The 25,552-nt window shown below is 34.8% G+C and carries 19 protein-coding genes; 8 read left to right on the top strand and 11 right to left on the bottom strand.

What is annotated here, in order from left to right:
- Positions 1-19: 19 nt before the first annotated feature.
- Complete coding sequence (locus tag ERX46_RS08455) at positions 20-1,249, bottom strand: glycosyltransferase (protein WP_130093428.1); 1,230 nt, start codon at positions 1,247-1,249, stop codon at positions 20-22.
- 277 nt (positions 1,250-1,526) lie between these two features.
- Between ERX46_RS08455 and ERX46_RS08450 the strand changes: the two genes are divergently transcribed.
- Positions 1,527-2,564 (top strand): AI-2E family transporter, encoded by a 1,038-nt coding sequence (locus ERX46_RS08450; RefSeq protein WP_130093427.1) that lies wholly within the window; start codon positions 1,527-1,529, stop codon positions 2,562-2,564.
- A gap of 253 nt (positions 2,565-2,817) precedes the next feature.
- Here ERX46_RS08450 and paaZ read toward each other — a convergent pair whose 3' ends face one another.
- The gene (gene paaZ, locus ERX46_RS08445) at positions 2,818-4,896 is read right to left on the bottom strand and encodes a phenylacetic acid degradation bifunctional protein PaaZ (RefSeq protein ID WP_130093426.1); all 2,079 of its coding nucleotides are present in this window, start codon (positions 4,894-4,896) and stop codon (positions 2,818-2,820) included.
- Positions 4,897-5,110: 214 nt separating this feature from the next.
- Here paaZ and ERX46_RS08440 point away from each other — a divergent pair, with 214 nt between their 5' ends.
- Together ERX46_RS08440 and ERX46_RS08435 are read left to right on the top strand one after the other, a co-directional pair.
- Positions 5,111-5,401, top strand: a complete 291-nt coding sequence (locus ERX46_RS08440) for an AlbA family DNA-binding domain-containing protein (protein ID WP_130093425.1) — start codon at positions 5,111-5,113, stop codon at positions 5,399-5,401.
- 288 nt (positions 5,402-5,689) lie between these two features.
- Positions 5,690-6,748, top strand: coding sequence for an ATP-binding protein (locus tag ERX46_RS08435; RefSeq protein ID WP_130093424.1), 1,059 nt, complete (start codon positions 5,690-5,692; stop codon positions 6,746-6,748).
- 289 nt (positions 6,749-7,037) lie between these two features.
- On the opposite strand, the gene polA is transcribed toward ERX46_RS08435, so the two are convergent.
- Positions 7,038-9,851: a DNA polymerase I gene (gene polA / locus ERX46_RS08430; RefSeq protein ID WP_130093423.1), complete on the bottom strand. Its 2,814-nt coding sequence runs from the start codon at positions 9,849-9,851 to the stop codon at positions 7,038-7,040.
- Between the two features lie 377 nt (positions 9,852-10,228).
- Between polA and ftsH the strand changes: the two genes are divergently transcribed.
- Positions 10,229-12,139: an ATP-dependent zinc metalloprotease FtsH gene (gene ftsH, locus ERX46_RS08425; protein ID WP_130093422.1), complete on the top strand. Its 1,911-nt coding sequence runs from the start codon at positions 10,229-10,231 to the stop codon at positions 12,137-12,139.
- Positions 12,140-12,553: 414 nt separating this feature from the next.
- On the opposite strand, the gene ERX46_RS08420 is transcribed toward ftsH, so the two are convergent.
- The 3 genes from ERX46_RS08420 to ERX46_RS08410 form a co-directional block, all read right to left on the bottom strand.
- Positions 12,554-13,630, bottom strand: coding sequence for a saccharopine dehydrogenase family protein (locus tag ERX46_RS08420; RefSeq protein ID WP_242494554.1), 1,077 nt, complete (start codon positions 13,628-13,630; stop codon positions 12,554-12,556).
- 322 nt (positions 13,631-13,952) lie between these two features.
- Entirely contained in the window at positions 13,953-15,233 is a 1,281-nt protein-coding gene (gene kynU, locus ERX46_RS08415; RefSeq protein WP_130093421.1) for a kynureninase, read from the bottom strand.
- 126 nt (positions 15,234-15,359) lie between these two features.
- On the bottom strand, positions 15,360-16,787 hold the full coding sequence (locus tag ERX46_RS08410; RefSeq protein WP_130093420.1) for an AAA family ATPase: 1,428 nt from the start codon (positions 16,785-16,787) through the stop codon (positions 15,360-15,362).
- A gap of 270 nt (positions 16,788-17,057) precedes the next feature.
- Between ERX46_RS08410 and hemL the strand changes: the two genes are divergently transcribed.
- Complete coding sequence (gene hemL, locus ERX46_RS08405; RefSeq protein WP_130093419.1) at positions 17,058-18,347, top strand: glutamate-1-semialdehyde 2,1-aminomutase; 1,290 nt, start codon at positions 17,058-17,060, stop codon at positions 18,345-18,347.
- A 62-nt stretch (positions 18,348-18,409) separates the two neighbouring features.
- Here the strand turns inward: hemL and hxpB are convergent, their stop codons facing one another.
- Both hxpB and ERX46_RS08395 read right to left on the bottom strand, forming a co-directional pair.
- Positions 18,410-19,069, bottom strand: coding sequence for a hexitol phosphatase HxpB (hxpB, locus tag ERX46_RS08400; protein WP_130093418.1), 660 nt, complete (start codon positions 19,067-19,069; stop codon positions 18,410-18,412).
- Positions 19,066-19,896, bottom strand: a complete 831-nt coding sequence (locus ERX46_RS08395; RefSeq protein WP_130093417.1) for a hypothetical protein — start codon at positions 19,894-19,896, stop codon at positions 19,066-19,068. Before ERX46_RS08395 ends, hxpB begins: the two co-directional genes overlap by 4 nt.
- A 142-nt stretch (positions 19,897-20,038) precedes the next feature.
- Between ERX46_RS08395 and ERX46_RS08390 the strand changes: the two genes are divergently transcribed.
- Positions 20,039-21,295 (top strand): LETM1-related biofilm-associated protein, encoded by a 1,257-nt coding sequence (locus tag ERX46_RS08390; protein ID WP_130093416.1) that lies wholly within the window; start codon positions 20,039-20,041, stop codon positions 21,293-21,295.
- Positions 21,296-21,485: 190 nt separating this feature from the next.
- Here ERX46_RS08390 and ERX46_RS08385 read toward each other — a convergent pair whose 3' ends face one another.
- The 3 genes from ERX46_RS08385 to ERX46_RS08375 all read right to left on the bottom strand — a co-directional run bounded on the left by ERX46_RS08385 (position 21,486) and on the right by ERX46_RS08375 (position 23,214).
- Entirely contained in the window at positions 21,486-22,010 is a 525-nt protein-coding gene (locus ERX46_RS08385; protein WP_130093415.1) for a hypothetical protein, read from the bottom strand.
- Between the two features lie 136 nt (positions 22,011-22,146).
- A complete protein-coding gene (locus ERX46_RS08380) occupies positions 22,147-22,818 on the bottom strand; it encodes a signal peptidase II (protein ID WP_130093414.1) in 672 nt (223 codons plus the stop codon).
- 12 nt (positions 22,819-22,830) lie between these two features.
- Positions 22,831-23,214 carry a TraR/DksA family transcriptional regulator gene (locus ERX46_RS08375; RefSeq protein ID WP_130093413.1) on the bottom strand — a complete coding sequence of 128 codons (384 nt, stop codon included), beginning with the start codon at positions 23,212-23,214 and terminating at the stop codon, positions 22,831-22,833.
- A gap of 113 nt (positions 23,215-23,327) precedes the next feature.
- Here ERX46_RS08375 and ERX46_RS08370 point away from each other — a divergent pair, with 113 nt between their 5' ends.
- A complete protein-coding gene (locus ERX46_RS08370; protein ID WP_130093412.1) occupies positions 23,328-23,972 on the top strand; it encodes a nitroreductase family protein in 645 nt (214 codons plus the stop codon).
- A 403-nt stretch (positions 23,973-24,375) separates the two neighbouring features.
- Complete coding sequence (locus tag ERX46_RS08365) at positions 24,376-25,536, top strand: iron-containing alcohol dehydrogenase (protein ID WP_130093411.1); 1,161 nt, start codon at positions 24,376-24,378, stop codon at positions 25,534-25,536.
- Positions 25,537-25,552 lie beyond the last annotated feature (16 nt).

Below are 25,552 nucleotides of genomic sequence, written 5' to 3'. Positions count from 1 at the left end.
CAATCTAATTTCACTTAATTCAGTCCTTTTTTGAACCAAGAAGCGACTCATAAATTCCAAAATACTTTTCTACACCATTTTTCAAACTGTACCATTTCTCCGCTCCGGCCCTAATTTCCGCTACATTATAATCAGATGGATCTAAATTACAAGCTTGGTAACTTTCTGAATCTAGTTTTTCTAAAACAATTCCAGCATTTGCATCTTTAATAATCATATCCGTGTCTCCAACACCTGCATTGCAAATAATTGGAATTCCTAATGCCATTAATTCACCTTGTTTTGTAGGAGAAGATGCTCTTTTAGAGAAAGTAGGACGAATAAAGAAGATTGAAAAATCAAATAAAGATACATGCAATGGAACTTCATTATGAGTCGTTCCTGTAACGATAATTTCATCTTCTGGAATGCCTTTTTCTTTAGCAAGATTGACGATATTCTCTTTTGGTTCTCTTGAAATGAATAGAAATTTACTCTTTTGCTTTTGATGACGTAAAACAGCATAATAGTCTAGCATTTCTGGCAACATGTACCAAGTTCCAATTGAACCAACATAACCTAAAACAAAGTCGTCTTTTGAAATCCCAAGTTGAATACGTTTCTCTTCCAAAGCATTTTTATCCACTTTTTCAGAACGAAAATGATCTAAATCTACGCAACATGGAATCACTTCTATTTTGGGTAACTTAGGAATATTGTCCCAGGATTCTATTTCTTTTTTACCATTGTTAGTCAGCGAAACAACAGCATCAGCTTCATTAAAGAATTCTATTTCTTTGCGTTTGAAAAATTGATAAGCAGTCTTAAAAACAGGACTTTTAACGTCCCAAATTCCACCTTCAATACGTTCATCTGCCCAGAACCCTCGCATATCAAAAACCAATTTTAGGTTCTTCTTTCTCTGGAGAAATCGCCCAATAATTGCTGGAATGTAACTTCGGCAATGTACCAAATCAAAATCTACTGCCTTATGAAGATTAAGGGCAACTTTTTTCATTCGCCTGATGTCCTTAACAGTAGAAATTAATGGTGGTTTTTTAGTGTATTGTTGCGGATACCAAAGAATTCCATTTTCTGCACAAAGTTCCTTAATCCGCGGAATATCTTTGGAGAATTCTTTCTTCTCAAAACTTACTAAATGAACACAAATACCTTTATCTGCCAAACCAAAAAGATAAGGTAGAACTTGAGATTGACCAAGAGAGTCGGTCATTCCATCGTAAGAAAGGTATAATACTTTGTGGTTCAAGTTGTCTAATTTAAGATTTTAAAGATAAGTATTTTAATGAAATAGTATTTGCTAATATTTTTTTAATTCGCACTTAGTTTTTTTCATTCGTAAATCCCCGAGTAAAGATTTCGAAAATATTCAATTCTATTACTCCAAGTTAAAACTTTGAAAGCCGTTTACCATTTTAGTACTAAATAACTTTTCTGTTTTTTATCAATAATTGTAAATTTGCTACTTTATAAATAAGGAATCTTATGTTTTTATTTCTTAATATTGACCTCTCTAAAGAATAGAAATGCGAAAAGAATTATTAGCCATCAGAAAGCTACTATTAATCATAGTAGTTCCGTTGATTTTGTATTTGTTAAATTTACTTTCAGTAATTTTTATCCCATTTACATTTGCGCTTTTTGCTGCCTTACTTTTTTCTCCATTAATGAGATGGTTTAGAAAAAAGGGTGTTCCAAATTTTATTGGAGTAATCATTGTTCTTTTAATCGTTTCAACAGGTTTTAAAGGAGCTTATGAAATGGTTCAACTTACGGGTAAAGAATTAACGAGTGCCGATGATGATTTTGTAAATAAATTCGAAGATAGGATCAATGATGTAGTGTCTCCTGTAGTTGATTTCATGGGTATTCATCCTGCCGAAGATGAAACAAAATTTCAAGCTTTAATGAATGACGAAAAAATCAGTGCTAACATTTTTGGGAATGTTGGAAATGGTTTAAACATGGCGAAGAACTTCATAACCATGCTATTAATGACCTTGTTTTTTATGGTTTTGCTGTTAGCAGGCTCCATGAATATGCAAAAAGTCATGGAATTACTGATTTTTAGGCAAAAACACGCCTCTGTCAAGACGTTCCGACAAATTGAAAAAGACATATTTAAGTTTATCGTAGTGAAATTCATTTTGAGCTTCTTCACCGGATTAGGATTCAGTTTGGCTTGTTACGCATTCGATGTGAGTTTCCCAATATTCTGGGGTGTTTTCGCTTTCTTAATCAACTTCATCCAGATGATTGGATCTGTGATTTCAGTAGTTGTATTAACAATTTTCGCGCTTGTAGAATTAAATGTAACAGGAACGCTCTTGTTCTTCATTATCATCATTACAGGTGTTCAGGCATTATTTGGAGGAATTATAGAACCAATTTTAATGGGAAAATCATTCTCAATAAATACAGTCACCGTTCTAATAATGTTAGCGCTTTGGGGCTTCATTTGGGGAATTCCGGGACTTATTCTGTCTATCCCACTTACAGCATTAATCAAAAAAATCATGGAGAAATTCCCTGGTACTTCGGTCTATGCGCGGATAATGTCATAAATCAGTATTGAGTAGGGAGTTTTTAATAATAAATTTCATACTAGAATTAGATTTACAGAATTAAATAAACGATAATAAAAAAGCGACTCTCGAAAGAAAGTCGCTTTTTGCATATTATGTATTTCTTTAGTTTCAATTTACTCAACCTTAAAATACAAATCCCTTATTCGAAATATGTAGATTTAAATCAGACTGAGCGAATAAAACTTGGCCGAGGGAATAAAAGTTGGCTGAGCGGAGCCGAAGCCACCTTTTATTTCTCCGATTGATCTTTCAATTTCACCATCGTCAAAATCGTAGCGAATCCAACCAATGGTTCTTCTGTATCTTCATCCAACATTTCAACGAGCCATTTAACGATACCTCGTTTGATTAGCGTTTTTGGATCATCTTCTTTTGGTGTTGTATCATTTGGAACCATTTCTTTACAAGTGAATCGAATGTGCATTTTTGAACCTGCATAAACTGGTTTTGTAAAGCGTAAATTATCGATTCCGTAGTTCAATAAAACTGGATTCATTTCGTAACTGTCTACAAACAATCCTGCAGAAGCACTCATTAAGAAATAACCATGCGCAACTTGTTCGTCGAACATTGTTCCTGTAAAATCTGTATCTCTTTTGTGAGCGTAGAAGTTATCTCCTGATAAAGCGGCAAATTGATCTATGTCATCAGCCGTAATTTCACGTGCTTCTGTAATCAATTGATCACCTACATTTAATTCTTCGTAGTACTTTTTGAAAGGATGTTCATCCAATTCAGTTCCTTTTGCTCCTTGTTGATAAACTTGCGTTATCGCTGTTATTGTCGTTGGGTGACCTTGGATTGCTGTTCTCTGTAGATAATGCATAACTCCACGCATTCCACCCATTTCTTCACCACCTCCAGCTCTTCCTGGACCACCGTGAGCCAATAAAGGAAGTGGAGAACCATGTCCTGTACTTTCTCTAGCACATTCTTCGTTCAGTACCAAAATTCGTCCATTCATACACGCTGCTCCGAGTACATATTGAGTCGCTTCGTCATTGCAAGGCGTAACGATTGACGAAACCAATGAACCTTTCCCTAATTTGGTTAATTCGATTGCGTCTTCTATTGTTTTATAAGGCATCATTGTCGAAACTGGTCCAAATGCTTCAATAGAATGCACATCTAGTTTTTCGAACGGACTATCATTTCTGAAAAGTATCGGTGGGAAAAATGCTCCAATGTGTTTTTCTGCTCCAGTAACATCAAATTCATCCATATCACCATAAACGATTTTCTGTGATTTCATAAGTTCCTCAACTTTCTCACGTACTTCTTTTACTTGGTCTGGAGAAGCCAAAGATCCCATTCTAACTCCTTCCACAGATGGATCACCAATTGTTGTTGTAGCTAAACGAGCAGAAATAGCTGCTTGCACTTCATCCATTAATTCTTCTGGAACGAAAATTCTACGAATTGCGGTACATTTTTGACCTGCTTTTGTTGTCATTTCACGTACAACTTCTTTTACGAAGATTGCGAATTCTGGTGTGTCTGGAGTTGCTTTTTTACCTAAAACGATAGCGTTTAGCGAATCTGCCTCTAAGTTAAAAGGAACGTTATTTTGTGTAATTACTGGATTAGATTTTAATTTCAATCCTGTGCTTGCACTTCCTGTGAATGTTACGATATCAGAAGATGTTACACTGTCAATAAGTTCTCTTGCAGAACCTAAAACCAGTTGTAAAGAACCTTCTGGTAATATTTTAGAAGCAATAATATCTTCAACTACAACTTGCGTTAAATAGCTTGTCACACTTGAAGGTTTAACCACAGCAGGAACTCCAGCCATTAAATTCACCGCAACTTTTTCTAACATTCCCCAAACAGGAAAGTTGAATGCGTTAATGTGAATAGCAACTCCTTCTTTTGGTACCATAATGTGGTGACCAATGAAAGTTCCGTTTTTTGATAACATTGCTGGGTCTCCATCAACATAATAAGGTAAATCTGGGAATTGTCTTCTCAATGAGGCATTGGCAAATAAGTTCCCAATTCCACCCTCGATATCTACCCATGAATCTGATTTTGTTGCTCCTGTCCAAGCACTCACTTCGTAATATTTCTTTTTATTATCTAAAAGATAGAGTGCAAGTGCTTTCAACATTCGACCACGCTCATGGAAAGTCATTTTTCTTAATTTCTTTCCTCCGGTTGTGCGACCATAGTTTAAAATCTCAGCAAAATCAAATCCTTTACTGGAAACACTTCCTATTTTCTCACCCGTAATAGCGTTGTGTAATTCGGTTTCAGAACCTTCTCCACTTTTCCACTCACCACAGATGTAGCTTTTTATTTGTTGCATAATTGTATTTTATCTTTTGGGAACTAAATATAAGTTTCTTTTGGGGATTTTGAGGGTGGATTGAAGATAAAAATGTTTGTGGTTAAGGAAGAGGATAAAAATCGAAACCCTATTTCAACAATAATTTTCCAACAACAATAAATTATTATATTTGAGAGTATATCAGTTTAGAATACCTTAAAGCTTATAAAGAAAACCGAAGAATTACCTTAGCATGAATAAAGAGGAGTTAATAGATAAATTAAATGACTTAGAATGGGAAGACTTTGAGGTCAAAGAGGCGAAAGCTGAAATACCTAAATCTTCTTGGGAAACTGTAAGTGCTTTTTCAAATTCAGTTGGAGGTTGGCTTGTTTTCGGCGTTAAGGAAATTGGAAAAAGATTCGAAATTCAAGGAGTTACAAATCCCGAAAAGATAGAGCAAGATTTTCTTGCAACTCTTCGAAATGGTCAGAAGTTTAATGCGATACCTAGGGTCTATGAGGAAATAACTAATCCATTTTGACTTGTTCTTTTTTCCTTTCTCTGCGTTAAAATTTTAAAACGTAGCTAAGGCTATGTTTGAAAATTTTGTCTTGATAAAGAAAAAAATATCTATGTCAACTATGCACTACTTATTTCTTCACAGACCCTTAATCCACAAGCTGCAAAGTATAAAATTGATGACAAAAACATTATAGCTTTTTATATTCCTGCGTCTGATAAGAAGCCCATTTACTTCAATAGTCAAACGAATACATTCATAAGGAGAGGAAGTGCGGATCAAAAAGCTACTCCTGAAGAAAGAGACGCTATGTACCGTGATCAAACTTTTGGAACTAAAACGTCTGAAGTGGCTAAAGATAGTTCAAGAGCAGATTTAGATGACAGGTCCATTCGTCAATACCGTGATTACATGTCGCGTTTCAATCCAGGGATTAGTTACAATCGTTACGATGAAGGCGAGCTACTTTCAAAAATGCGAGTGATTGATAAAGCAAGTGGACAATGTACTTATGGAGGTTTGCTATTTTTTGGTAAGCGGGATTCTATTGAAACTCATTTCCCCGATTTTAGAATTGATTTATTAGAGATTCCAGGTACTTCATACGAGGACGCTAGATCTCGCTATACATTTCGCTTAAATGAAGATGATTATCAAAATTTATGGGAATGCTACTTTGAGTGTTTCACGAGACTTAAAAAAAACATTGATGTTGAATTCATAGTCAATAGCGAAGGATTTGGAGAAGAACTTTCACCTGGTCTTTTGGCCATGAGAGAAGCATTAGTGAATTTATTAATGCATGCCGATTATTTTTCGCCTGCATATTCTCGTATCCGAATTTTTGAAGACAGCATTGAATTTTATAATCCTGGTGGACTGCCCAAACCTATCGAAGAGTTAAAAGAGAAAGATTTATCTATCCCGCGTAACCCAATCATTTCTAAATTATTTAGAATGGTTCGCTTGGCTGAAAATGCTGGTTTTGGATTCGATAAAATTGATTCTAAATGGAAAGAGTACAATAATTCTGATCCTATTTATGATATTACTTTCGATTCAACTATTGTGAAATTGATAACCGAGATTGTTGAAGAAATAGATGTTGAATCTGACAGGGATATTTCGGAAGAAATTCGGAAGAAATTTGGAATGATTTCGGAACGAATTCGGAATGATTTTGGAAAGGCGACAGAAGATACTTTCTTAATTATTGTTGAGGAACCATACACTACAGCTAAAGAGATTGCAGAACAGATTGGCAAGACAGCTAGAACGGTTGAGAACTATATTGAAAAGCTTAAAAACGCTAATATTATTGAGCGAAAAGGATCAACTAAAGCTGGTTACTGGGTGATTAAACAATGATTTTGAGTATCAATAACAAGATAATTGACAACCTAATGGTCAAGTATTTTGTTTCATTTACTTGACTTGTAAATCTCATTTGGTTGTTTAATTTTAAAAGAGAATAACCAAACGATGACGGAAGAAAGCCGGAGAGGTGACTGAACGATGTCCAACGATGACCGATTGATGTCGGAAGAAATTTAGAAATGTTTCCTTTTGATTAAAACTACGCTTTGCATAGGCGTTTTGTGGGTGATTTGTAGGGGCGATTTGCAAATCGCCCCTACAAATCACCCACAAAACATGCCTAGTGAGCTTCCAACCAATTCGTAGCAAATTCCATTTCAATATCCAACGGAACAACCAATTTAACAGCGCCCTCCATTTCCTCTTTTACGATTTTCGCTACAATGTCTTTTTCTGATTTTAAAACATCAAAAACCAACTCATCATGTACTTGAAGTAACATTCTTGAGGTTAGATTTTGCTCTTTCATCTTGTTGTAAATATTGATCATTGCAACTTTGATAATGTCAGCAGCGCTTCCTTGAATTGGAGCGTTAATGGCATTTCTTTCTGCGAAACCTCTTACAATTGCATTCGAAGAATGAATGTCTGGCAAATAACGACGGCGTTTCATTATGGTTTCAACATATCCTTTTTCTTTGGCTTCTTCCTTCGCTTTTTCCATGTAGGATTTAATTGTAGGATATTGCTCAAAATAACTGTCGATGATTGATTTTGCTTCTTTTCGAGAAATTCCTAAATTTTGAGATAATCCAAATGCTGATTGACCATAGATTATTCCAAAGTTGACTGCTTTTGCATTACTCCTTTGGTCTCTGGTTACTTCATCTATTTCAATTCCGTAAACTTTTGCTGCTGTTGCTGCGTGAATATCTAAACCGTTTTGGAATGCATTAATCATGTTTTCATCACCGCTCAATGCCGCGATAATACGCAATTCTATTTGAGAATAATCGGCAGCCATCAAGAAGTAATCATCATTCTTTGCAACAAATGCTTTTCTAATTTCTCGTCCTTTTGGTGTACGAATCGGAATGTTCTGCAAGTTTGGATTCGTAGAGCTTAATCTTCCTGTTGCTGCAACGGTTTGCATGTAATGCGTATGTAATCTACCATCTTGTTCATCAACAAGCGTTGGCAAAGGATCAACATAAGTGCTTTTTAATTTACGCAATGAACGGTAATCCAAAATCAAAGGAATAATTTCATGGTCATTTACGTGTTTTTGAAGCGTATCCTCTGATGTAGAATATTGTCCTGTTTTGGTTTTCTTTGGTTTTTTAGAAATCTCTAATTTTTCGAATAGAACCTCACCCAATTGCTTTGGTGAATCTAAATTGAATTCAACTCCAGCTAATTCTAGTACTTTTTCTGAAATCTCATTTAAAGTAATTTCTAATTCGGCTGAGAACGTCTTCAAACTCTCAATGTCCAGCTGAATTCCTTCTTGCTCCATTGCTTTCAGCACAGAAGTCAAAGGCATTTCCATATCATAGAACAAATCTTTCAAATGATCTTTCTGAATTTCAGGTTCGAAAATCTCTTTCAATTGCCAGGTGATGTCTGCATCTTCACAAGCGTAATTCACGATATCTTTTTGCTCAATATCACGCATTGTTTTTTGATTCTTTCCTTTCTTACCAATCAAATCTTCAATAGGGAAAGTCGTGTATTTTAAATAATACTCCGCCAAAGAATCCATACTGTGTCGACTGTCCGGTGATAGCAAATAATGCGCAATCATCGTATCGAATCTCGGGCCACGTAATTTAATACCGTAACGGTTAATTACTTGTTCGTCATACTTTATATTGTGTGCTACTTTCTCGACTTTCTCTGAAGTAAAGAAAGGAGCGAAGACATCTAATAACGTTTTTGCTTCATCAAAATCTTCTGGGAATGGAACATAATAAGCTTCCTTCGCTTTAAAGGAAAATGCTATTCCAACTAAATCTGCATTTCTTGCTTCTAAACTGTTCGTTTCAGTATCAAAACAAACTGACTTCTGTTTTAATAATAATTCGATTAAATCTTGTTGTTCTTTTTCTGATTCTACAAAATGATAAGTCGCTTTTTCAGTATCTAAGGTTTTCATTTCTGTAACTTCAACTTGAGCCGGTTCTTGAGAAGTCGAAACAGTTGTCGTGCCAAATAAATCTAATTGCCCGTCAGTCGAAGGGCTAGTTGGAGCAGTAATTACCAATTCTTCATCCAAAACACGTTTAGCAATTCCTCTAAATTCTAGTTCGGTAAAAATCTCACGTATTTTATCTTCATCTGGTGGACAAATGATTAGGTCATCCGCATCGAAAACTACATCAACATCTAAAATAATTGTAGCTAGTTTTTTCGAAAGAATTCCTTGCTCTTTAAAGTTGATGACATTCTCTTTTTGTTTTCCTTTTAGTTTGTCAACATTTTCAAAAAGACCTTCCATCGAACCGTATTCTTTTACGAGTTTCTTTGCTGTCTTTTCTCCAATTCCAGGAATTCCCGGGATGTTATCTGAAGCGTCACCCCACATTCCGAGAATATCAATCACTTGCAAAGGATCCTCAACTTCAAACTTTTCTTGAATTTCTGGAACACCCCAAACCTCCGCTGGCTTTTTACCACGACCAGGTTTGTACATAAAGATATTCTCCGAAACCAATTGACCAAAATCCTTGTCTGGAGTCATCATATAAGTGGTGAAACCTTCTTTTTCAGCCATTTTAGCCAAAGTTCCAATCACATCATCTGCTTCAAAACCCATTTTCATCAGAATAGGAATCTTGAAAGCTTCAATAATACGTTTAATTGGCTCAATCATACTGCGAATATCCTCAGGCATTTGCTCACGTTGTGCTTTGTATTCAGAATATTCCTCAATTCGATTTGTTGCTCCACCCGGAGGATCAAAAACCACTGCTATATGTGTTGGCTCTTCTTTCTTAATTACATCCAACATCGCATTGGTGAATCCAAAAGCAGCGGAAGTATTTTCTCCTCTAGAATTTATACGTGGATTCTTGAAAAATGCAAAATAAGACCTATAAATTAAGGCAAATGCATCAAGTAAAAAAAGTTTTTTTTCCGTTTTTGGAGTCAACATAACGTGAGATTTTGAATTGAATTCAAAGATAGGGTTTTTAATGATTAATTATTAGTTGTAAATGGTTAACGCGCTAGGGGTGGTAAAAAAAACTTGGTAATGAATAATTTCCAGATATTATCAATATAGCTCCTAATTTCTATTCAGTACCTATTCAAATTGATTAATTCTCAGATTATTTTATAATATCATTTAAGTAAATGATATTCGTCATTTTAAGCATTACATTAGGAAGTAGAATTGCTTTTGCATTTTTAAATATGGTATATTGTGTTGACGATAGGCTTTCCTATCAACTAAATAAGAATCCAGTTGTTTTTATTTAAATGCAATGGGTATAAGCCTAATTGTTTACATGATTTATAAAAATATTATTTGTGAGTACAAAGAAAAATGGTGACCAAAATAAATCCCTAAAAAGGTATAATCAATATTTTATATATGGATTGTTTTTAATTCTAATCTTCAGCTTCTTTTTCAATCCTTTCACCGAGAAGAATGAAATTAGTTGGTTAAAATTTGAGCAGGAAATGCTGAGTCAAACTGAGGTTGAGAAAATCGTAGTTATAAACAGAGAAACAGCAGAGATTTATATAAAGAAGGACCTACTTTCTGAAGATAAATATAAGGATGTTACGAATGAAGTAGGACCACATTTTATTATGGAGATTGGTTCTGTAGAAAGCTTCGAAAACAAACTGGAAAAAGTTCAGGATAGCTTTCTTCCAGAAGATAAAGTTGGAGTTTTATATGAAGATCGATTTGAATGGACAAGCATCATTTCATGGCTTTTTCCTATCTTTTTAATCCTGGTTTTTTGGTTATTCATAATGCGCAGAATGAAATCATCCGGTGGAATAGGTGGCGCAATGAGTAATTTTGGAAAGACCACTGCAAAACCTGTAGACATAGATATCGAAAGTAAGGTGACATTTGAAGATGTTGCTGGTTTGAAAGAAGCCAAAGTTGAAATAATGGAGCTTGTTGATTTTCTTAAAAACCCTGAAGAATATACTAATCTTGGAGCAAAAATCCCAAAAGGTATTTTATTGACAGGACCTCCGGGAACAGGTAAAACATTGTTGGCAAGAGCGGTTGCTGGAGAGGCGCAAGTTCCTTTCTTTTCTATGTCGGGTTCAGAGTTCGTAGAAATGTTTGTGGGAGTAGGAGCTTCAAGGGTCAGAGATTTGTTTAAACAAGCAAAAGAAAAGGCGCCGAGTATCATTTTTATTGATGAAATAGATGCTGTAGGACGAAGCCGTGATAAAGCAAAATCTTTTCAATCCAATGACGAAAGAGAAAACACATTAAACCAATTGCTATCTGAATTAGATGGTTTTGGTACCAATACGGGGGTAATTGTTTTGGCAGCAACCAACAGAGTAGATATTCTAGATAAGGCATTGTTAAGAGCGGGAAGATTTGACCGTCATATCTATCTAGAATTACCAACAAAAATTGAAAGAGAAGAAATTTTCAATGTCCATTTAAAACGTATTAAAAAGGACGATACAATAGATGTTGATTTATTGGCTTCTTTAACGCCTGGTTTTTCAGGAGCGGATATCGCAAATATTTGTAATGAAGCGGCATTATTAGCAGCTCGTAAAAAGAAAGAAGTTGTGAGTCAAATTGATTTCACAGAAGCGCGTGACCGAGTGGTTGGTGGTTTAGAAAGGAGCAGTAAAATAATTTCTCCAAACGAGAAAATGATTGTTGCACACCATGAAGCAGGACATGCGGTAGCAAGTTGGTATTTGGAAAATGTCGATTCTCTGGTAAAAGTTTCTATCATTCCAAGAGGACAATCATTAGGCGCTGCATGGTATTTACCTGAAGAACGAAATATAATTACCAAAGCACAATTTACGGATCAAATTTGTGCAATGTTAGGTGGTAGAGCAGCGGAAGAAATTATATTCAATGAAATATCTTCAGGAGCTTTGGACGATCTTGAAAAAGTAACCAAACAAGCGTACAGTATGGTCGCATTTTATGGTTTGGATATAAATATTGGTCCAATTAGTTATTATGATTCCTCTGGACAATATCAAAGCATGATGGGTAAACCATATAGCGAAGAAATGGGAAAAGAAATCGACAAACAAGTCCACAAACTCATCATCACGCAATACAAAAGAGCAAAGGAAATTCTATCCCAACATGAAGTAGAACTTAAAAAACTGGCAAGTTTATTATTGGACAAAGAAGTTGCGGATATAAATGATTTAGAGAAAATCTTAGGAATGAGGAAGGCGGAGAGATTGTTGAAACCGGATGACAATTAACAATTGATAATGGACAATTGATAATTTTGAATACTTAATTTTAAGTGTTTCTCAGTGTCTGAGAATCTCTCTAAGTTCATAAATCGGTTAGTTATGAATTAATTTAGCCTTTCAAAAAGAGATCCCTCCATCATTAAAATCAAAAATTTTAAATTCTGTTCGGGATGACAATTGGACAGACAGTTTATTGAAAAAAAAGTTACTCAAGCGAAGCTTGAGTAACTTTTTTTTCATCCTACAACAATCGATATCTGTCATTCCGATGAAGTGCAACGACTGAGGATCCGATAGCTATCGGATCTCTTTTTTAAAATTAATCCCGAGTTATCTATTCTCAAGAAAAAAGATCCCTAAAATCCGGGTTAGTTGATATGCGATATCCTCGTTACATTTCAGCAAATGTTCTTTTCGTAATTAATTATTTTTGTCCTTATGTTTTTCATACATAGATCCAAAATGCGATTCCAAAAATAATTCCAAAGGAATTTCTTCTTGCTTAATAAAACCTTGATTTTTCAATTTTCCTTCTGAAACTAAATCAACTACCGCAGAAATACTACAAGCTGTAGTCCAGCTAATTGCTCGCCAGTCTTTACCTTCTATCTCGATGTTTCTGTATGATTCGCTGAATTCTTTTCTTCTTAACTGACCATCGATTTTTCCTTCTACAGCGGCGTAAACCAAAACGATATCATCGTCTACTAATGGCAAAGCGTTCATCAAGATTTCTTTGGCTATTTTTCTGTCGTTTTTCATTCCAAGATCATAAAGGAATAATTTCATTCCATCGCGGTGACCAGGGTACCTCATGGTTTTGTAGTTCAAAGTGTCTACTTTTCCGTCTAAAGTTGCGCACATTGTTCCTAAACCACCAGAAGTAGAAAATGCTTCATATTGGCGTCCGTTGATGTTGATAGATTCCACATCGTCAAGTGAACTCACCATTTTTCGATCACCATTGTGAATTACTTCAGCATCGTTGAGGTATTCATTGATAACTCCATCCGCACTCCAAGTAAAACTGTACCCCAATTGTCCCATAGGATGAAGAGGCAAAGCACCAACTCTCAGTTTAACAGAACGAATTTCAGAGAATTGATTGTACAATCCAGCACCTAAAATTCCAATAAATCCAGGAGCTAGTCCGCATTGTGGCGCCATAACTGCTTTACTGTCTTTCGCCATTTCTTGAATAGCATTCAGTGTCGGCACATCTTCCGTTAAATCGAAGTAATGAACGCCCATATTTGCAGCCGTTTGAGCAATTTTAATATTCAAAAAGTAAGGCAAACAGGAAACGATTGCTTGCTTGTCTTTCAAAAATTCACGAATAGTCTCGTCTTTAGAAACATCGCCAATTTTAACTTCAAAAGAAAATTCCTCATCAGATTTCGCCTGATCCATTCCTTCTACTTCATACTTTGAACTCAATAAAGTAGCAACTAAACTACCCACTTTTCCTAAGCCTAAAACACCAATTTTCTTTATCATGGTTCTTTTAATTGTTAATTATAAATGTTTAATTATTAACGTGTAGAACGTATTATGTTTCATTCAAGTAAAGATGAAAAGTAATAGTAAAAATTGATATTAAATATCGAAGTTAAAAAATATTTATTTTCTATTGCAAGGTATGGTTTGCGCAATGGAACACGAATGACACGGATGCTAAAGCAGCATGGGTTTTCACAGATCTTTTTGTATCTGATTCACCACAGGTGAATAAATACACTTACTGTTTCGAATAAAATAAAAATCCGTGTTAATCCGCGTTCGGAGATCCGCTTCATCCGCGTTCCATTACAGCGCCTAATTAATTCTTGATTGAATTCTTCAAGATTTCTCCAAAACGATAAACATCTTCATAAGAATTATACAATGGAACTGGAGCGATTCTAATCACGTTTGGCTCTCGCCAATCTGCTACGACTCCTTCTTTTGCCATTGCGTCAAATAAATCTTTTCCTTGTCCGTGTGCTAAAATACTCAGCTGAGAACCTCTTTCTGCAGGATTCTTAGGCGTAATTATTTCGAAATCTGCATTTTCTGATTCTTTTGAAACTTCATGAATAACAAACTCTAAATACGCGGTTAAATCATCACGTTTTTTGCTGATGGCTTCCATTCCAACTTCTTCAAAAATATCCAAAGAAGCCATGTGAGCCGCCATTCCTAAAATTGGAGCGTTACTCAATTGCCAAGATTCTGCACTTTGAATGGGTTGAAATTCAGGTTGCATTTTGAATCGTGTTTCTTTGTCGTGTCCCCACCAACCTGCAAAACGAGGTAAGTCGTCGTTGGTTACGTGTTTTTCGTGAACGAATAATCCGGCAACTCCACCTGGGCTAGAATTCATATATTTATAAGTACACCAAGCTGCGAAATCGACATTCCAATCGTGAAGCGAAAGTTCAACATTTCCTGCTGCGTGTGCTAAATCAAAACCAACTTTTGCACCGACTTGATGTCCTGCTTCAGTGATGGATTTCATGTCGAAAAGTTGACCAGTGTAATAGTTCATTCCACCAATCATGACCATTGCTAATTCATCACCTATTTCATTTATTTTGGCAATAACATCCTCATTTCTGATTAAATGTTCTCCTTCTCTTGGGAAGATTTCAACGATTGACTCATCAATTGAATAACCGTGGAATTTTACTTGCGATTGTAATGCATATTGATCAGATGGAAATGCTTTTCCTTCACATAATATCTTGATGCGTTTTCCTTCTGGTTTATAAAATGAAACCATCAATAAATGCAAGTTCGTAGTTAAAGAATGTGTGATGACAACTTCTTTACTAGTTGCTCCAACAACTTTCGCTGCTTTTTCTGTGAGTAATTCATGGTAAGAAAACCATGGGTTCTTAGCATCAAAATGCCCTTCAACTCCATATTTCGCCCAATCATTTAATTCTTGTTGAATGTATTTTTGCGTTCTTTTAGGTTGTAATCCTAAGGAGTTTCCGGTAAGGTAAACCACAGGCTTTTCATGAAAGTCAGGAATAAAGAATTCATCACGCCATTTTCTTAATGGATCATTTTGGTCTTTTTCTTGTGCAAAAGCAAGTGTGTTTTTATATTCTGACATTATTGGAGTGTTTTAATTAAAGAATCCGAAAATAGGAAAAATATTAGTAGTCATAGATATAAAAGTTATGAAAATGTGGACGAGAGTTGAGTATTAGCGGAAAACTAGCGAGTAAATTTATCCCTTTTATCCCTTCATCAAATCACTCACTGTGAAACTCACATCTATCACATCCAAGAAATGTTCGTTTTCCTTAACCCCGTGATTAGTAATTAAGGTATTGAAAACTGTCTTTTTTGTTTTTGTACTTTCTATAAATGCTTGTTTTCTGTTTCTAAGTTTTGCGGCATATTCTTTAGTTATTGTGAATTCGCCATTGTGAAACTTACATTCACACAAATTGATGCAGTCGTCTTTTCGATCAATTATCAAATCAATTTGGTAATTGGATTGTGTGCTTCCATCTGTTTTACTGTTAAAAGAATAATGCTCGGTGTAAACACTTGAAATTCCCAAGACATTTTTTATTTCATCAATATGGCGTTGGCATAAGTTTTCAAAAGCATAGCCTGTCCAAATTTTATATTGCTGAGATTGGTGCAAGGTTGCCCAGATCTCTTTTCCTTTTTTCTTGTTTTTGGTAATAAATTTATGGTAAAAGACTGAGTACTCGTCTATCAATCGGTATAAAGCTCCTCTCTTACTTCTTCCATAAGGCAGCACTTCTTCCACAAAGCCCGAAACCAATAAGTCGTTTATTGCTCTTGTATAGGGGCCACCTTCTTTCACCTTGGATTTGCTAATGATTTGTATTCTTGTTAAACCACTTTGAGAAGTTGCCAATGCTGCTACTATAGCTTCATGATTGTCCGAGTTTTCAAACAGGGCTTTATATAGATTTACGTATTCATTTTTTAAAATTCCATTTTCAGCAAAACAAAGTCTCGCTATTATTTGTCTTACTGATTCTCCTTTTTTTATTTGATCTAAATAATACGGAATACCACCCATGACCATATATATTTCTGTTATGGCTTGATCTGTAAGCTTAATTTCTTTTTTCATCAAGAAATCTTTAGTTTCTTTTAAAGTAAATGGCTTTAGTTGGATCGCTTGGTCTAATCGGTTGTGAAAACCACCTTTATCATTTACTATTTTTTCCGTAATCCAAGAAGTTGCAGAACCACAAACCACCAAGATAAAATGTTTCTCTTTGGATAAATAATCATTCCATAAGTGCGCTAACAATTGTATGAATCCAGAACGCTTTGTGGCTATCCAAGGTAATTCGTCAATGAAAATTACCTGCTTTTTAGTTTTTGGCAGTGACCCTAAATAAATTTTCAACAGTGAAAATACTTCTTGCCAGTTGTTAGGAGGAGTCACAATGGGCAGCTTTGAGTATTCTGCTATTTTTTGTGTAAAATTATATATTTGCGTTTGTATGTCGGCGTCTTGTATCCCTGTTATTCTCAGACATAAATGATTGTCATATACTTCATCTATAAGATATGTTTTTCCAACCCTTCGTCTGCCTGTTACAGCTAAAAAAGCAGATTTCTTTTTATCAAGAAATCCATTCATCAGTTTTTTCTGTTCTTTTCTTCCTATCATATCTGTATTTATCAAGAGAATTTACCACATAAATACAAATATACAATTTTATATCTGTATTTATCGTCTTTGAAACGGAGATAAATACAAATAGGAAAAACTATATCTGTATTTATCTATCTTTAAAACAGAGATAAATACAATTAAAGAAAGTTATAATTGTATTTATCTAAACTTTAATTTAAGTATTCAATCTGGTATTATTCATTGAAAAATCTCACAAATCTCCTAAGTAATCACTAAATTTGTAGTAAATAAAAATTGTTGTCAATGAAACGTTCGAATTCTGAAAAATTATACGAAAAAGCGCTTAACTATTTCCCTGGTGGAGTAAACTCTCCAGTTCGTGCTTTTAAGGCGGTAGAAGGTGCTCCTTTATTTATAAAAAAAGGAAAAGGCCCTTATATATGGGATGAAGATGAAAATCAATTCATAGATTTCTGTTGTAGTTTTGGTCCGCATATTTTAGGACATAATTATCCAGACGTACACCAAAACATCGTTGATAATTTAGCCAATGGAACCAGTTTTGGTGCACCAACAAGATTAGAAAATGATCTTGCTGAAATTATTATATCTCGTAATCCTTATATCGATAAAATTCGTTTCGTAAGTTCTGGAACTGAAGCGGTAATGTCAGGAATTCGTCTGGCACGTGGGTATACAGGAAGAAACAAAATATTGAAATTTGAAGGATGTTACCATGGACACGTAGATTCATTATTGGTGAATGCAGGTTCTGGCTTGGTAACAACAGGATTGAGTTCAAGCGCAGGTGTACCTGAAAATGTAGTTGCAGATACAATTGTAATTCCATTGAATGATGTTGAAGCATTAGAAACCGCTTTTGCAACGTATGCTCATGAATTAGCTTGTGTTATTATAGAGCCAATTCCAGCCAACAACGGGCTTTTATTACAAGAAAGATCTTTCTTGTTGAAACTTCGCGAAATTTGTACAGCACACAATGTTCTCTTATTTTTTGATGAGGTAATTTCTGGATTCCGTGTAGCATTTTCTGGTGCTGCGGAATATTATGATATTGCTCCAGATATCGTTTCTTACGGAAAAATCATCGGTGGTGGTTTACCAGTTGGAGCGTATGGTGCAAAAAATCACATCATGAAAAGTGTGTCTCCAGATGGTCCAGTTTATCAAGCGGGAACATTAAGCGGAAATCCAGTTGCAATGTCAGCAGGAATAGCACAACTTACAGTTTGTAGTCGTCCTGGTTTTTACGAAGACCAAGAACAGCGCACACAAACTATGGTGAATAGCATAAACTCTCACGCCAAAGAGAAAGGATATAACTTTGCATTGGTTACCATTGGTTCAATTTTCTGGATCGCTTTTTCTGATAAAACAACCATCAGAAGTGCTTCTCAGATTGATACTGATATGACGCCATTTAAAAAATTACACAAAGCACTTTTAGAGCGTAATGTTTACGTTGGACCAAGTGGATATGAAGTAGGATTTATTTCTTACGTGCATACAAAAGAGATTCTTGAAAATGCAGCACAGCAGTTTAAGAATGCTTTGGATGAGGTTTTTGGGTAAAATTTATCGATAAATTATTTTTATAACACCGTAGCGGCGCAATGCATTGCGCCGCTACGGTGTTATAAAAATATAACCAACAATTCCTCCAGACTATCCACCCGTAAATCCGCCACTTTTAATTGCTCAGAAATGGTATGTGATCCATCTGGAACCGCCACAACATTCATTTTCGCTGCTTTTCCTGCGATTACTCCATTCAAAGAATCTTCAATCACCAAACAGTTTTGTGGTTCGCTTCCAAGTTCATTGGCTGCTTTAATGTAAACTTCAGGATGTGGTTTGCCATAAGTGCAATATTGAGCAGAAAATGTTTTGTCGAAGTAATGAGTTATTCCCAATTTTTCTAAGCTGGTGTCGATAAGAATCTGTAGGGATGAACTCGCTAATCCTATCTTTAACCCTTTCGATTTAAAGTATTCAAGAATTTCAACAACACCTTTCATGGGTTGACCAGTGGCTTTAATTCCATTAACCATTTCCTCCATGATTTCATCAACGACTTGTGCTTTGGATTTGTTTTTCCATGGATATTTAGAATACCAATAATCTATAACTTCGTCGATGCGTAATCCGACAGTTTTTTCTCCTCCTACTTTGATGAAATCAATTCCAATGGTAGCAAAGACTTTAATTTCAGCAGCTTTCCACATCGGTTCAGAGTCAATTAAAACTCCATCCATATCAAAAATTACTGTGTCGATATTCTTGAAATCTATCATTTCTTTAATTTGTAGAGGTAATTCCCTGTAAATATGCCAGATTCATTTTCATCTGTCAAATAGATAAATTTCTTATCAACCGCAATTCCCTCTTTTTGCGTCCAAGAATCGTGGAGATATTCCTTTTTCTGAATCCAATTGCCATTTTTCCAAACTAACTTATAGATTTTAGAATAAGTAAGAATAAATAATTCCCCCTCAAAATATGTCGCATCAGTAATACTCTCCTCTTTCCAATTGGTTGGTAAAAGTTTTAAATCGTCATTTAAATAAGCTTCATAAGTCCCCGCTTTTGTTGGGAGCGTATAAACCTTAGAAATCCCATCAAAAGGAACTGTTCTGTTTTTAGTGAAAATCATTAATTGATTATCTTTTACAATCAGCGCTTCTGCATCGTAATACAACGCAGGTTGATTAGGTGGAAATCTATTTTGTTCTGGATAACTAAATGAAATTTTAACGGCTTCGACACTGTTTTTCTCAAGAACATCTTTCATTTTAACTTTATAAATAACCAGGTCTTTTCGTTTGTTTTCGTTGTTTCCAATGTCTCCGATATACAGAAAAGTTTCACCATCATAAGCCAAAGCTTCCCAATCTATATTTGTAGCGTTATTAATTACGCAAGAGTGTTTGATTTTTCCTTTATTATTGAAAACGAATATTTTTGCCTTATTTCCAGAATCATTTAAAGTAAGAAATGAGCATTTGTATTTAATTAGAGCAGAACTTTCTACTAAAGCAGGAGGTAAAGAAGCAATTTTCTTCTGTGAATGTCCATTTATTGTAAAAAGTAAGAAAACAATGATAATCCAGAATCTATACATCTTAGTTTGTTTGGAATTTAGTGAATTACTGCAATTATAAGAAAAGATAGAGGTTTAGACAACATTTTTTATTTTGTCAAACTTTTAAATTAAAGTGGAGAATTATCTATCTTTATCTTTTAATTTACAGAATAGCTCAAAAATGATGCAACCGGGTTCCAAAAATTGGATTGATAAGTATTTTTCATTGATTAATGATGGCGTGATTGATTTTGAGTCGATTGCTAGGCCTGATTATGTGTCAAAAGAAAACTTTCTGCACAGTGTGTTTTTTAATTCCGGAATTGTTTTTGGCTTTCCAAGCGAGTTCTTGTTTTTTAAAAGCGACATTTCAAAGAAATGGACAACCGATGAAAAAACCACTTTCCTACTGTTTGAATGTTTACTCTTGGTTTACCTTTCTGAGAAGGAAACTGTAATTAAAGAAGAATTTGTCACTTCTTTATTGGAGTTTTATGAGCAATATAACAACAAAGCTTCCTTGAACGTACTTAAACTTTTATTTAAGGAAAACGATGGGATCAAGTTGGAAAGTATTCTCAAAAGACGCGTTCACCTAAAGAAAACTATTGGAAATCAATTGTGGGTTAATTACTTAAACAATAGTCTGGTTTACTTAGATGTGTTGGCGTTTCGTTCATTTATAATCAACAAAAAAGAACTTAAAGAGAGTTATGATTCTTTTGTCTTAGGCGCTTTAAATACGATTGGTATAATGTCTAGAGTGGATCATAAGATTCAAGAAATTGAAGATCAAATTTTAACCGTTTACCTTGCTTCGGCAAACATGGACGACAAGAGCAGAAAAGAATTTAAACAAAAATTAGAAGACGAGGAATTATACATTGAGGACATTGTTTTACCTGATGAAAATGATGATTTGTATAAGTTTTACCTGGTTGATATGGCAGTTTTGACTGTTCATTCTGACTTATCTGAAATGAGAGAAGAGATTGTTTATCTCAATAGATTATGCAAGCATTTAAACGTAAATAACGAGCAAAAGGAACGTTCAATTATAATGATTGAGAGATTTGTGATGGAGAATAATCATCAAATTACGTTTCTGCAAGAACGCTCTTCGTATGAACAACTCTATGGAAATTTTTCTAAACGCTGGATAAAGATTTTAGGAAGAAATAAAGATAAATTCATTGAAGAATTAAGAGAAAGTAAAGAATTAATCTTTTTGGTAAATAAGTCTTTCAACCATGAGCTAGATGCAGAAGAAAAAGAGAAAGTGAAAGCCCAATTTAAGGATTTAGCGAAATCTTTACCTGCCTTAGCAATTTTTATGCTGCCTGGTGGATTGATTTTATTGCCTCTGATTTTAAAAATAATTCCAGATTTAATTCCTTCTGCTTTTAAAGAAAATGAGGTGGAAAAACCTAATGATTAATCCGCCAGTTGTCGGACAAGAAGTCTAATGGGGTGGGGTTTGGTGGTTAATAAACTGAATTTCAAGTTACTACATCATTAATCATTATAATTGTACCCAACTACTGAGCGTTAATAATTAAAAATTAACCATTAATAACTATCTCAAACCACTTAGCGTTAACCATTAATAATTAAACCTTAATAATTATTTACTCAACGCTTTTCACAGAAAAAACAGCATGTTCAACACCATCTTGTGAAAGTCCATTACTGCTTGATTCAAAAAGATAGTTTATTCCATCAATTTCGTGTTGTGCAACAGTATGGTAAGTTACTTTACTCGTTCCTGTAGTAAGTTTATAGATAGCAAAATTCTTTTCTTTTTCTATAAAATCGACAGTTTCAGAGTGGTTTTCTAATTTTTCAAGGTATTTCTCAAAACCATTAACTGTTCCCCAATCTAGGATGGTAATGTAAGTTTGTTTTCCCATTTTAAGATCCCAAACATAAGTATCCAGCTGATGTTTTATTGTCGCTCTTTCGTTTTTTGGGACGAGTAAGGATGCATTGATTTCGTAGGGACGCAAATCGAATTCTACGTAATCATCTGTATTCTCTGGAGAAGTGCCATTTTCGGAAGACTCATTATTAGAGTCTAAATAATCATCACTTTTACAGTTTGTAAAAATTAGACTTAAAGAAATTAGACTAAGGTATAAAAATATTTGTTTCATTATTTAAATTTTCTGTAATATGAAAGTAAAGTTAAATCAAGAAAATAGTTACTCACCATTTTTGTGAATCTTATATTTAAATCTCTCAATTTTGAGTTAACCTCTAACTATTGAGAGATTTAAAATGAACCTCAACTTACTCTTTACTTGTTTTTTCCTTTGGGAAATAAATCTTTTGGCGTAATAACACCAAAATCATCCCACAAGAAATTGCAAAATCTGCCACGTTCCAAATTGCTGGAAACACTTGTCCGCCTCCAAGCCATGGAACCCAAGAAGGCCATATTACATTGAATTGAAACATGTCAACCACATTACCAAAGAGGAATCCACGGTGACGCACTTCAACCATTTCTGTATAGCCAAAATAGGAGCATTCTGAAAAAATTCCAGATCCCTCCACTTGGTTATAAGAAATACAAGGATCAAAATAATCCCTAAAAATGAAATCGTAAAACATTGAATCAAATAGATTTCCAGCAGCACCCGCGAGCACCATAGCTGAGACGATCAGAAATTCTAGTTTTACATCTGGTTTTTTAATTTGTTTGAGAATGTAATAAATAATTGCACCAATCATCACAACCCGAAAGATAGAAAGTGTGAGTTTACCCCACATTCCACCACCCAACTGAGTTCCAAAAGCCATTCCTTGGTTTTCTACAAAGTTCAATTGTAACCATTCACCAATAAGTGGAACACTCGGGTCATCGAACGCAAAACTTGTTTTGATCCAGAATTTGATAACCTGGTCAATAACCAAAATGAATAGAACTATACCAAATGTAATTAAATACCGTTTTCTCAAACCTTAATTCTTTTAGGAGTCTTGTGCATTTTTAGCTTCAATACTTAAAGTAGCATGTGGAACTAATTTCAATCTTTCCTTGCGAATTAATTTTCCAGTTGCTCTACAAATACCATAAGTTTTATTTTCAATTCTGATCAAAGCATTTCTCAAAGCTGTAATAAACTTCTCTTGACGTAAAGCCAATTGAGACATTTCTTCGCGTGATAATGTATCAGATCCGTCCTCCATCATGTTGAATGAACGTCCTGTATCATCAGTCCCGTGGTCGTCTTTGTGTGAAAGTGAGTTTTTTAAGATTTGTAAATCTTCGTCTGCTTCAATCAGTTTATTGTCAATTATGTCTTTAAACTCTTTTAATTCTTCATCTGAGAATCTTGTCTTTTCGTTTGCCATTTCTTATAATAGTTTAGATATTAAAAATGTGAATGAACAAATATAATCGAATTTCGTTTTCAATCAAGTGCTTTTATCGATTGTGAAAAAGTATTTTTGTAAATAATCAGGAAATGCAACAAAATATGGATGTAATTGAAGCTTTAAAATGGAGGTATGCAGTTAAAAAATTCGACTCCTCAAAGAAATTGTCAGAACAAAAAATTAATAGAATAAAAAAGGCCTTGCAATTAACGCCAACTTCAATGGGATTGCAATTGATGAAGTTCGTAATGGTGGAATCCGACGAGGTGAAAAAGAAGATTACACCAATAGCCTATAATCAACCTCAAATCGAGGATGCCTCGCACTTAATGATTATGTGCCGTAAAACGGATGTCAAGCCAGAGGATATTGATTCTTTTATTGAAACGGCTGCACAAACCAATGAATTGGAAGTTACTCACAAGGCCATGCAAGATTATGATAAATCATTACGTGTTAGTTTATCGATTCCAGAAGAACAACAAAAAATTTGGATGGACAATCAAGTGTATATCGCTTTAGGAAACCTAATGACAGTTTGTGCTATCGAAGGAGTTGATGCCTGTCCGATGGAAGGATTTAACCGCAAAAAACTGAACGAAGATTTAGGTTTTACAGCTCAAAATCTTGATGCCGTAGTTATTTTTGCATTAGGTTACAGATCAGAAGAAGATTACCGTTTGCAATTCAAAAAAGTGCGTAGGCCGATGGATGATTTGTTTGAGACGATCTGAGTTTTTAGGCCAGGAGGCTGTAAGCAATATGCGGTAGGTTTTTGTCTACTTGCTGGGTTTAGGGTTGCTTTTAGGATTCCGTCACCTTCGACAAGCTAGCGCCGGAGAGTTATCCCGTTGACTGAGCCTGTCGAAGGCATTGTGAGGTTTCGAAAATACCAGTTAACAAAGAGCAACCAATCAACTATCCATACCAAAAAAATCCGCAATAATCCGCGTTCGAAGATCCGCGTCATCCGCGTTCCATTACAGCGCAAACATCCCCTCCCAACTCTTCGTATATTTTAACACTATACTACCTTCAATATTCTTATTTTAGTAGCTGTACAAAACTAATATCACTTTAACTTGTATTATAAGTCTGCTTAATGATGCAGAATAAAACACAATAAAAATATACCAAATGAACAATTTTGAATATTACAACCCTACAAAAATTATCTTCGGAAAAGATACTTATGATCAAATTCCGGCTAGAATAAAAGATGCAACTGCAGGAAATCGAATTATGATTACTTATGGCGGTGGAAGCATCAAGAAAAATGGTGTTTATGATTCAGTAATGGAATCTTTAAAAGACTATGAAGTTGTTGAATTCTCAGGAATCGAAGCAAACCCAGAATATGATACCTTAATGAAGGCAGTTGAACAAATAAAAGAAAATCCCGTTGATTTTGTTTTAGCAATTGGTGGAGGTTCTGTTATTGATGGAACAAAATTTATCGTTTCAGCAGCAAAATACGATGGTAATCCTTGGGACGTTTTAACGATGAAAGAAGGATGTAAGTTTGAATATGCAATTCCTTTTGGAACAGTTTTAACCTTACCTGCAACAGGTTCAGAAATGAATTCTGGTGCTGTGATTTCAAACAGCAGATTAAAAGAAAAGAGAACAATGGGCGGGCCACAAGGTTTTCCTAAATTCTCATTTTTAGATCCAACTGTCGTTAAAACATTACCGAAAAAGCAAATCGCTAACGGAATTGTTGATGCCTACATGCACACTTTGGAGCAATACATGACGTATCCATCTGATAATTTATTGCAGGAAAGAATCGCAGAAGGAATCCTTTCTACTTTAATTGAAGTTGGGCCAAAAGTAATGGATAATCCAGCAGATTATAAAGCAGCAAGTAATTTAATGTGGTGCGCTACAATGGCATTAAATGGAACTTTGAGAGCAGGTGTAGCTTATGATTGGGCAACGCACATGATTGGTCACGAATTAACAGCTTTGCACGGGATAGATCATGCAAGAACGTTGGCGATTATTGCTCCGAATTTGTACAAAGTTAAATTTGAAAATAAGAAAGAAAAACTGATTCAATACGGTCAAAGAATTTTTGGACTAGAAGGATCTTGCGGTGAAGAAGCAATTCACAGAACAAAAACTTTCTTTGAGTCTTTAGGAGTTCAAACAAAGCTTTCTGATTATACAGACGACTACAAATCTACACCTAAAACGATTAGAAAACGTTTTGAAGAGCGTGGTTGGGAAGCATTAGGTGAGCGTAAAGATTTGACACCGAGTGAAGCAGAAAAAATAATTGAAATGAGTTTCTAATTATTTTATAATTTTA

Origin of the sequence: Brumimicrobium glaciale (assembly GCF_004152935.1) — a bacterium.
Lineage (GTDB): Bacteria > Bacteroidota > Bacteroidia > Flavobacteriales_D > Crocinitomicaceae > Brumimicrobium > Brumimicrobium glaciale.
Note: the sequence above shows the minus strand (reverse complement) of the source record. Positions and strands in the feature narration are given on the sequence as shown.

Bases quoted from the DNA above. Each gene is read 5' to 3' on its own strand.
- ERX46_RS08450 (WP_130093427.1), top strand. From the start codon at position 1,527: ATGCGAAAAGAATTATTAGCCATCAGAAAGCTACTATTAATCATAGTA.
- paaZ (WP_130093426.1), bottom strand. From the start codon at position 4,896: ATGCAACAAATAAAAAGCTACATCTGTGGTGAGTGGAAAAGTGGAGAA.
- ERX46_RS08440 (WP_130093425.1), top strand. From the start codon at position 5,111: ATGAATAAAGAGGAGTTAATAGATAAATTAAATGACTTAGAATGGGAA.
- ERX46_RS08435 (WP_130093424.1), top strand. From the start codon at position 5,690: ATGTACCGTGATCAAACTTTTGGAACTAAAACGTCTGAAGTGGCTAAA.
- polA (WP_130093423.1), bottom strand. From the start codon at position 9,851: ATGTTGACTCCAAAAACGGAAAAAAAACTTTTTTTACTTGATGCATTT.
- ERX46_RS08420 (WP_242494554.1), bottom strand. From the start codon at position 13,630: ATGATAAAGAAAATTGGTGTTTTAGGCTTAGGAAAAGTGGGTAGTTTA.
- kynU (WP_130093421.1), bottom strand. From the start codon at position 15,233: ATGTCAGAATATAAAAACACACTTGCTTTTGCACAAGAAAAAGACCAA.
- ERX46_RS08410 (WP_130093420.1), bottom strand. From the start codon at position 16,787: ATGATAGGAAGAAAAGAACAGAAAAAACTGATGAATGGATTTCTTGAT.
- hemL (WP_130093419.1), top strand. From the start codon at position 17,058: ATGAAACGTTCGAATTCTGAAAAATTATACGAAAAAGCGCTTAACTAT.
- hxpB (WP_130093418.1), bottom strand. From the start codon at position 19,069: ATGATAGATTTCAAGAATATCGACACAGTAATTTTTGATATGGATGGA.
- ERX46_RS08395 (WP_130093417.1), bottom strand. From the start codon at position 19,896: ATGTATAGATTCTGGATTATCATTGTTTTCTTACTTTTTACAATAAAT.
- ERX46_RS08390 (WP_130093416.1), top strand. From the start codon at position 20,039: ATGATGCAACCGGGTTCCAAAAATTGGATTGATAAGTATTTTTCATTG.
- ERX46_RS08385 (WP_130093415.1), bottom strand. From the start codon at position 22,010: ATGAAACAAATATTTTTATACCTTAGTCTAATTTCTTTAAGTCTAATT.
- ERX46_RS08375 (WP_130093413.1), bottom strand. From the start codon at position 23,214: ATGGCAAACGAAAAGACAAGATTCTCAGATGAAGAATTAAAAGAGTTT.
- ERX46_RS08370 (WP_130093412.1), top strand. From the start codon at position 23,328: ATGCAACAAAATATGGATGTAATTGAAGCTTTAAAATGGAGGTATGCA.
- ERX46_RS08365 (WP_130093411.1), top strand. From the start codon at position 24,376: ATGAACAATTTTGAATATTACAACCCTACAAAAATTATCTTCGGAAAA.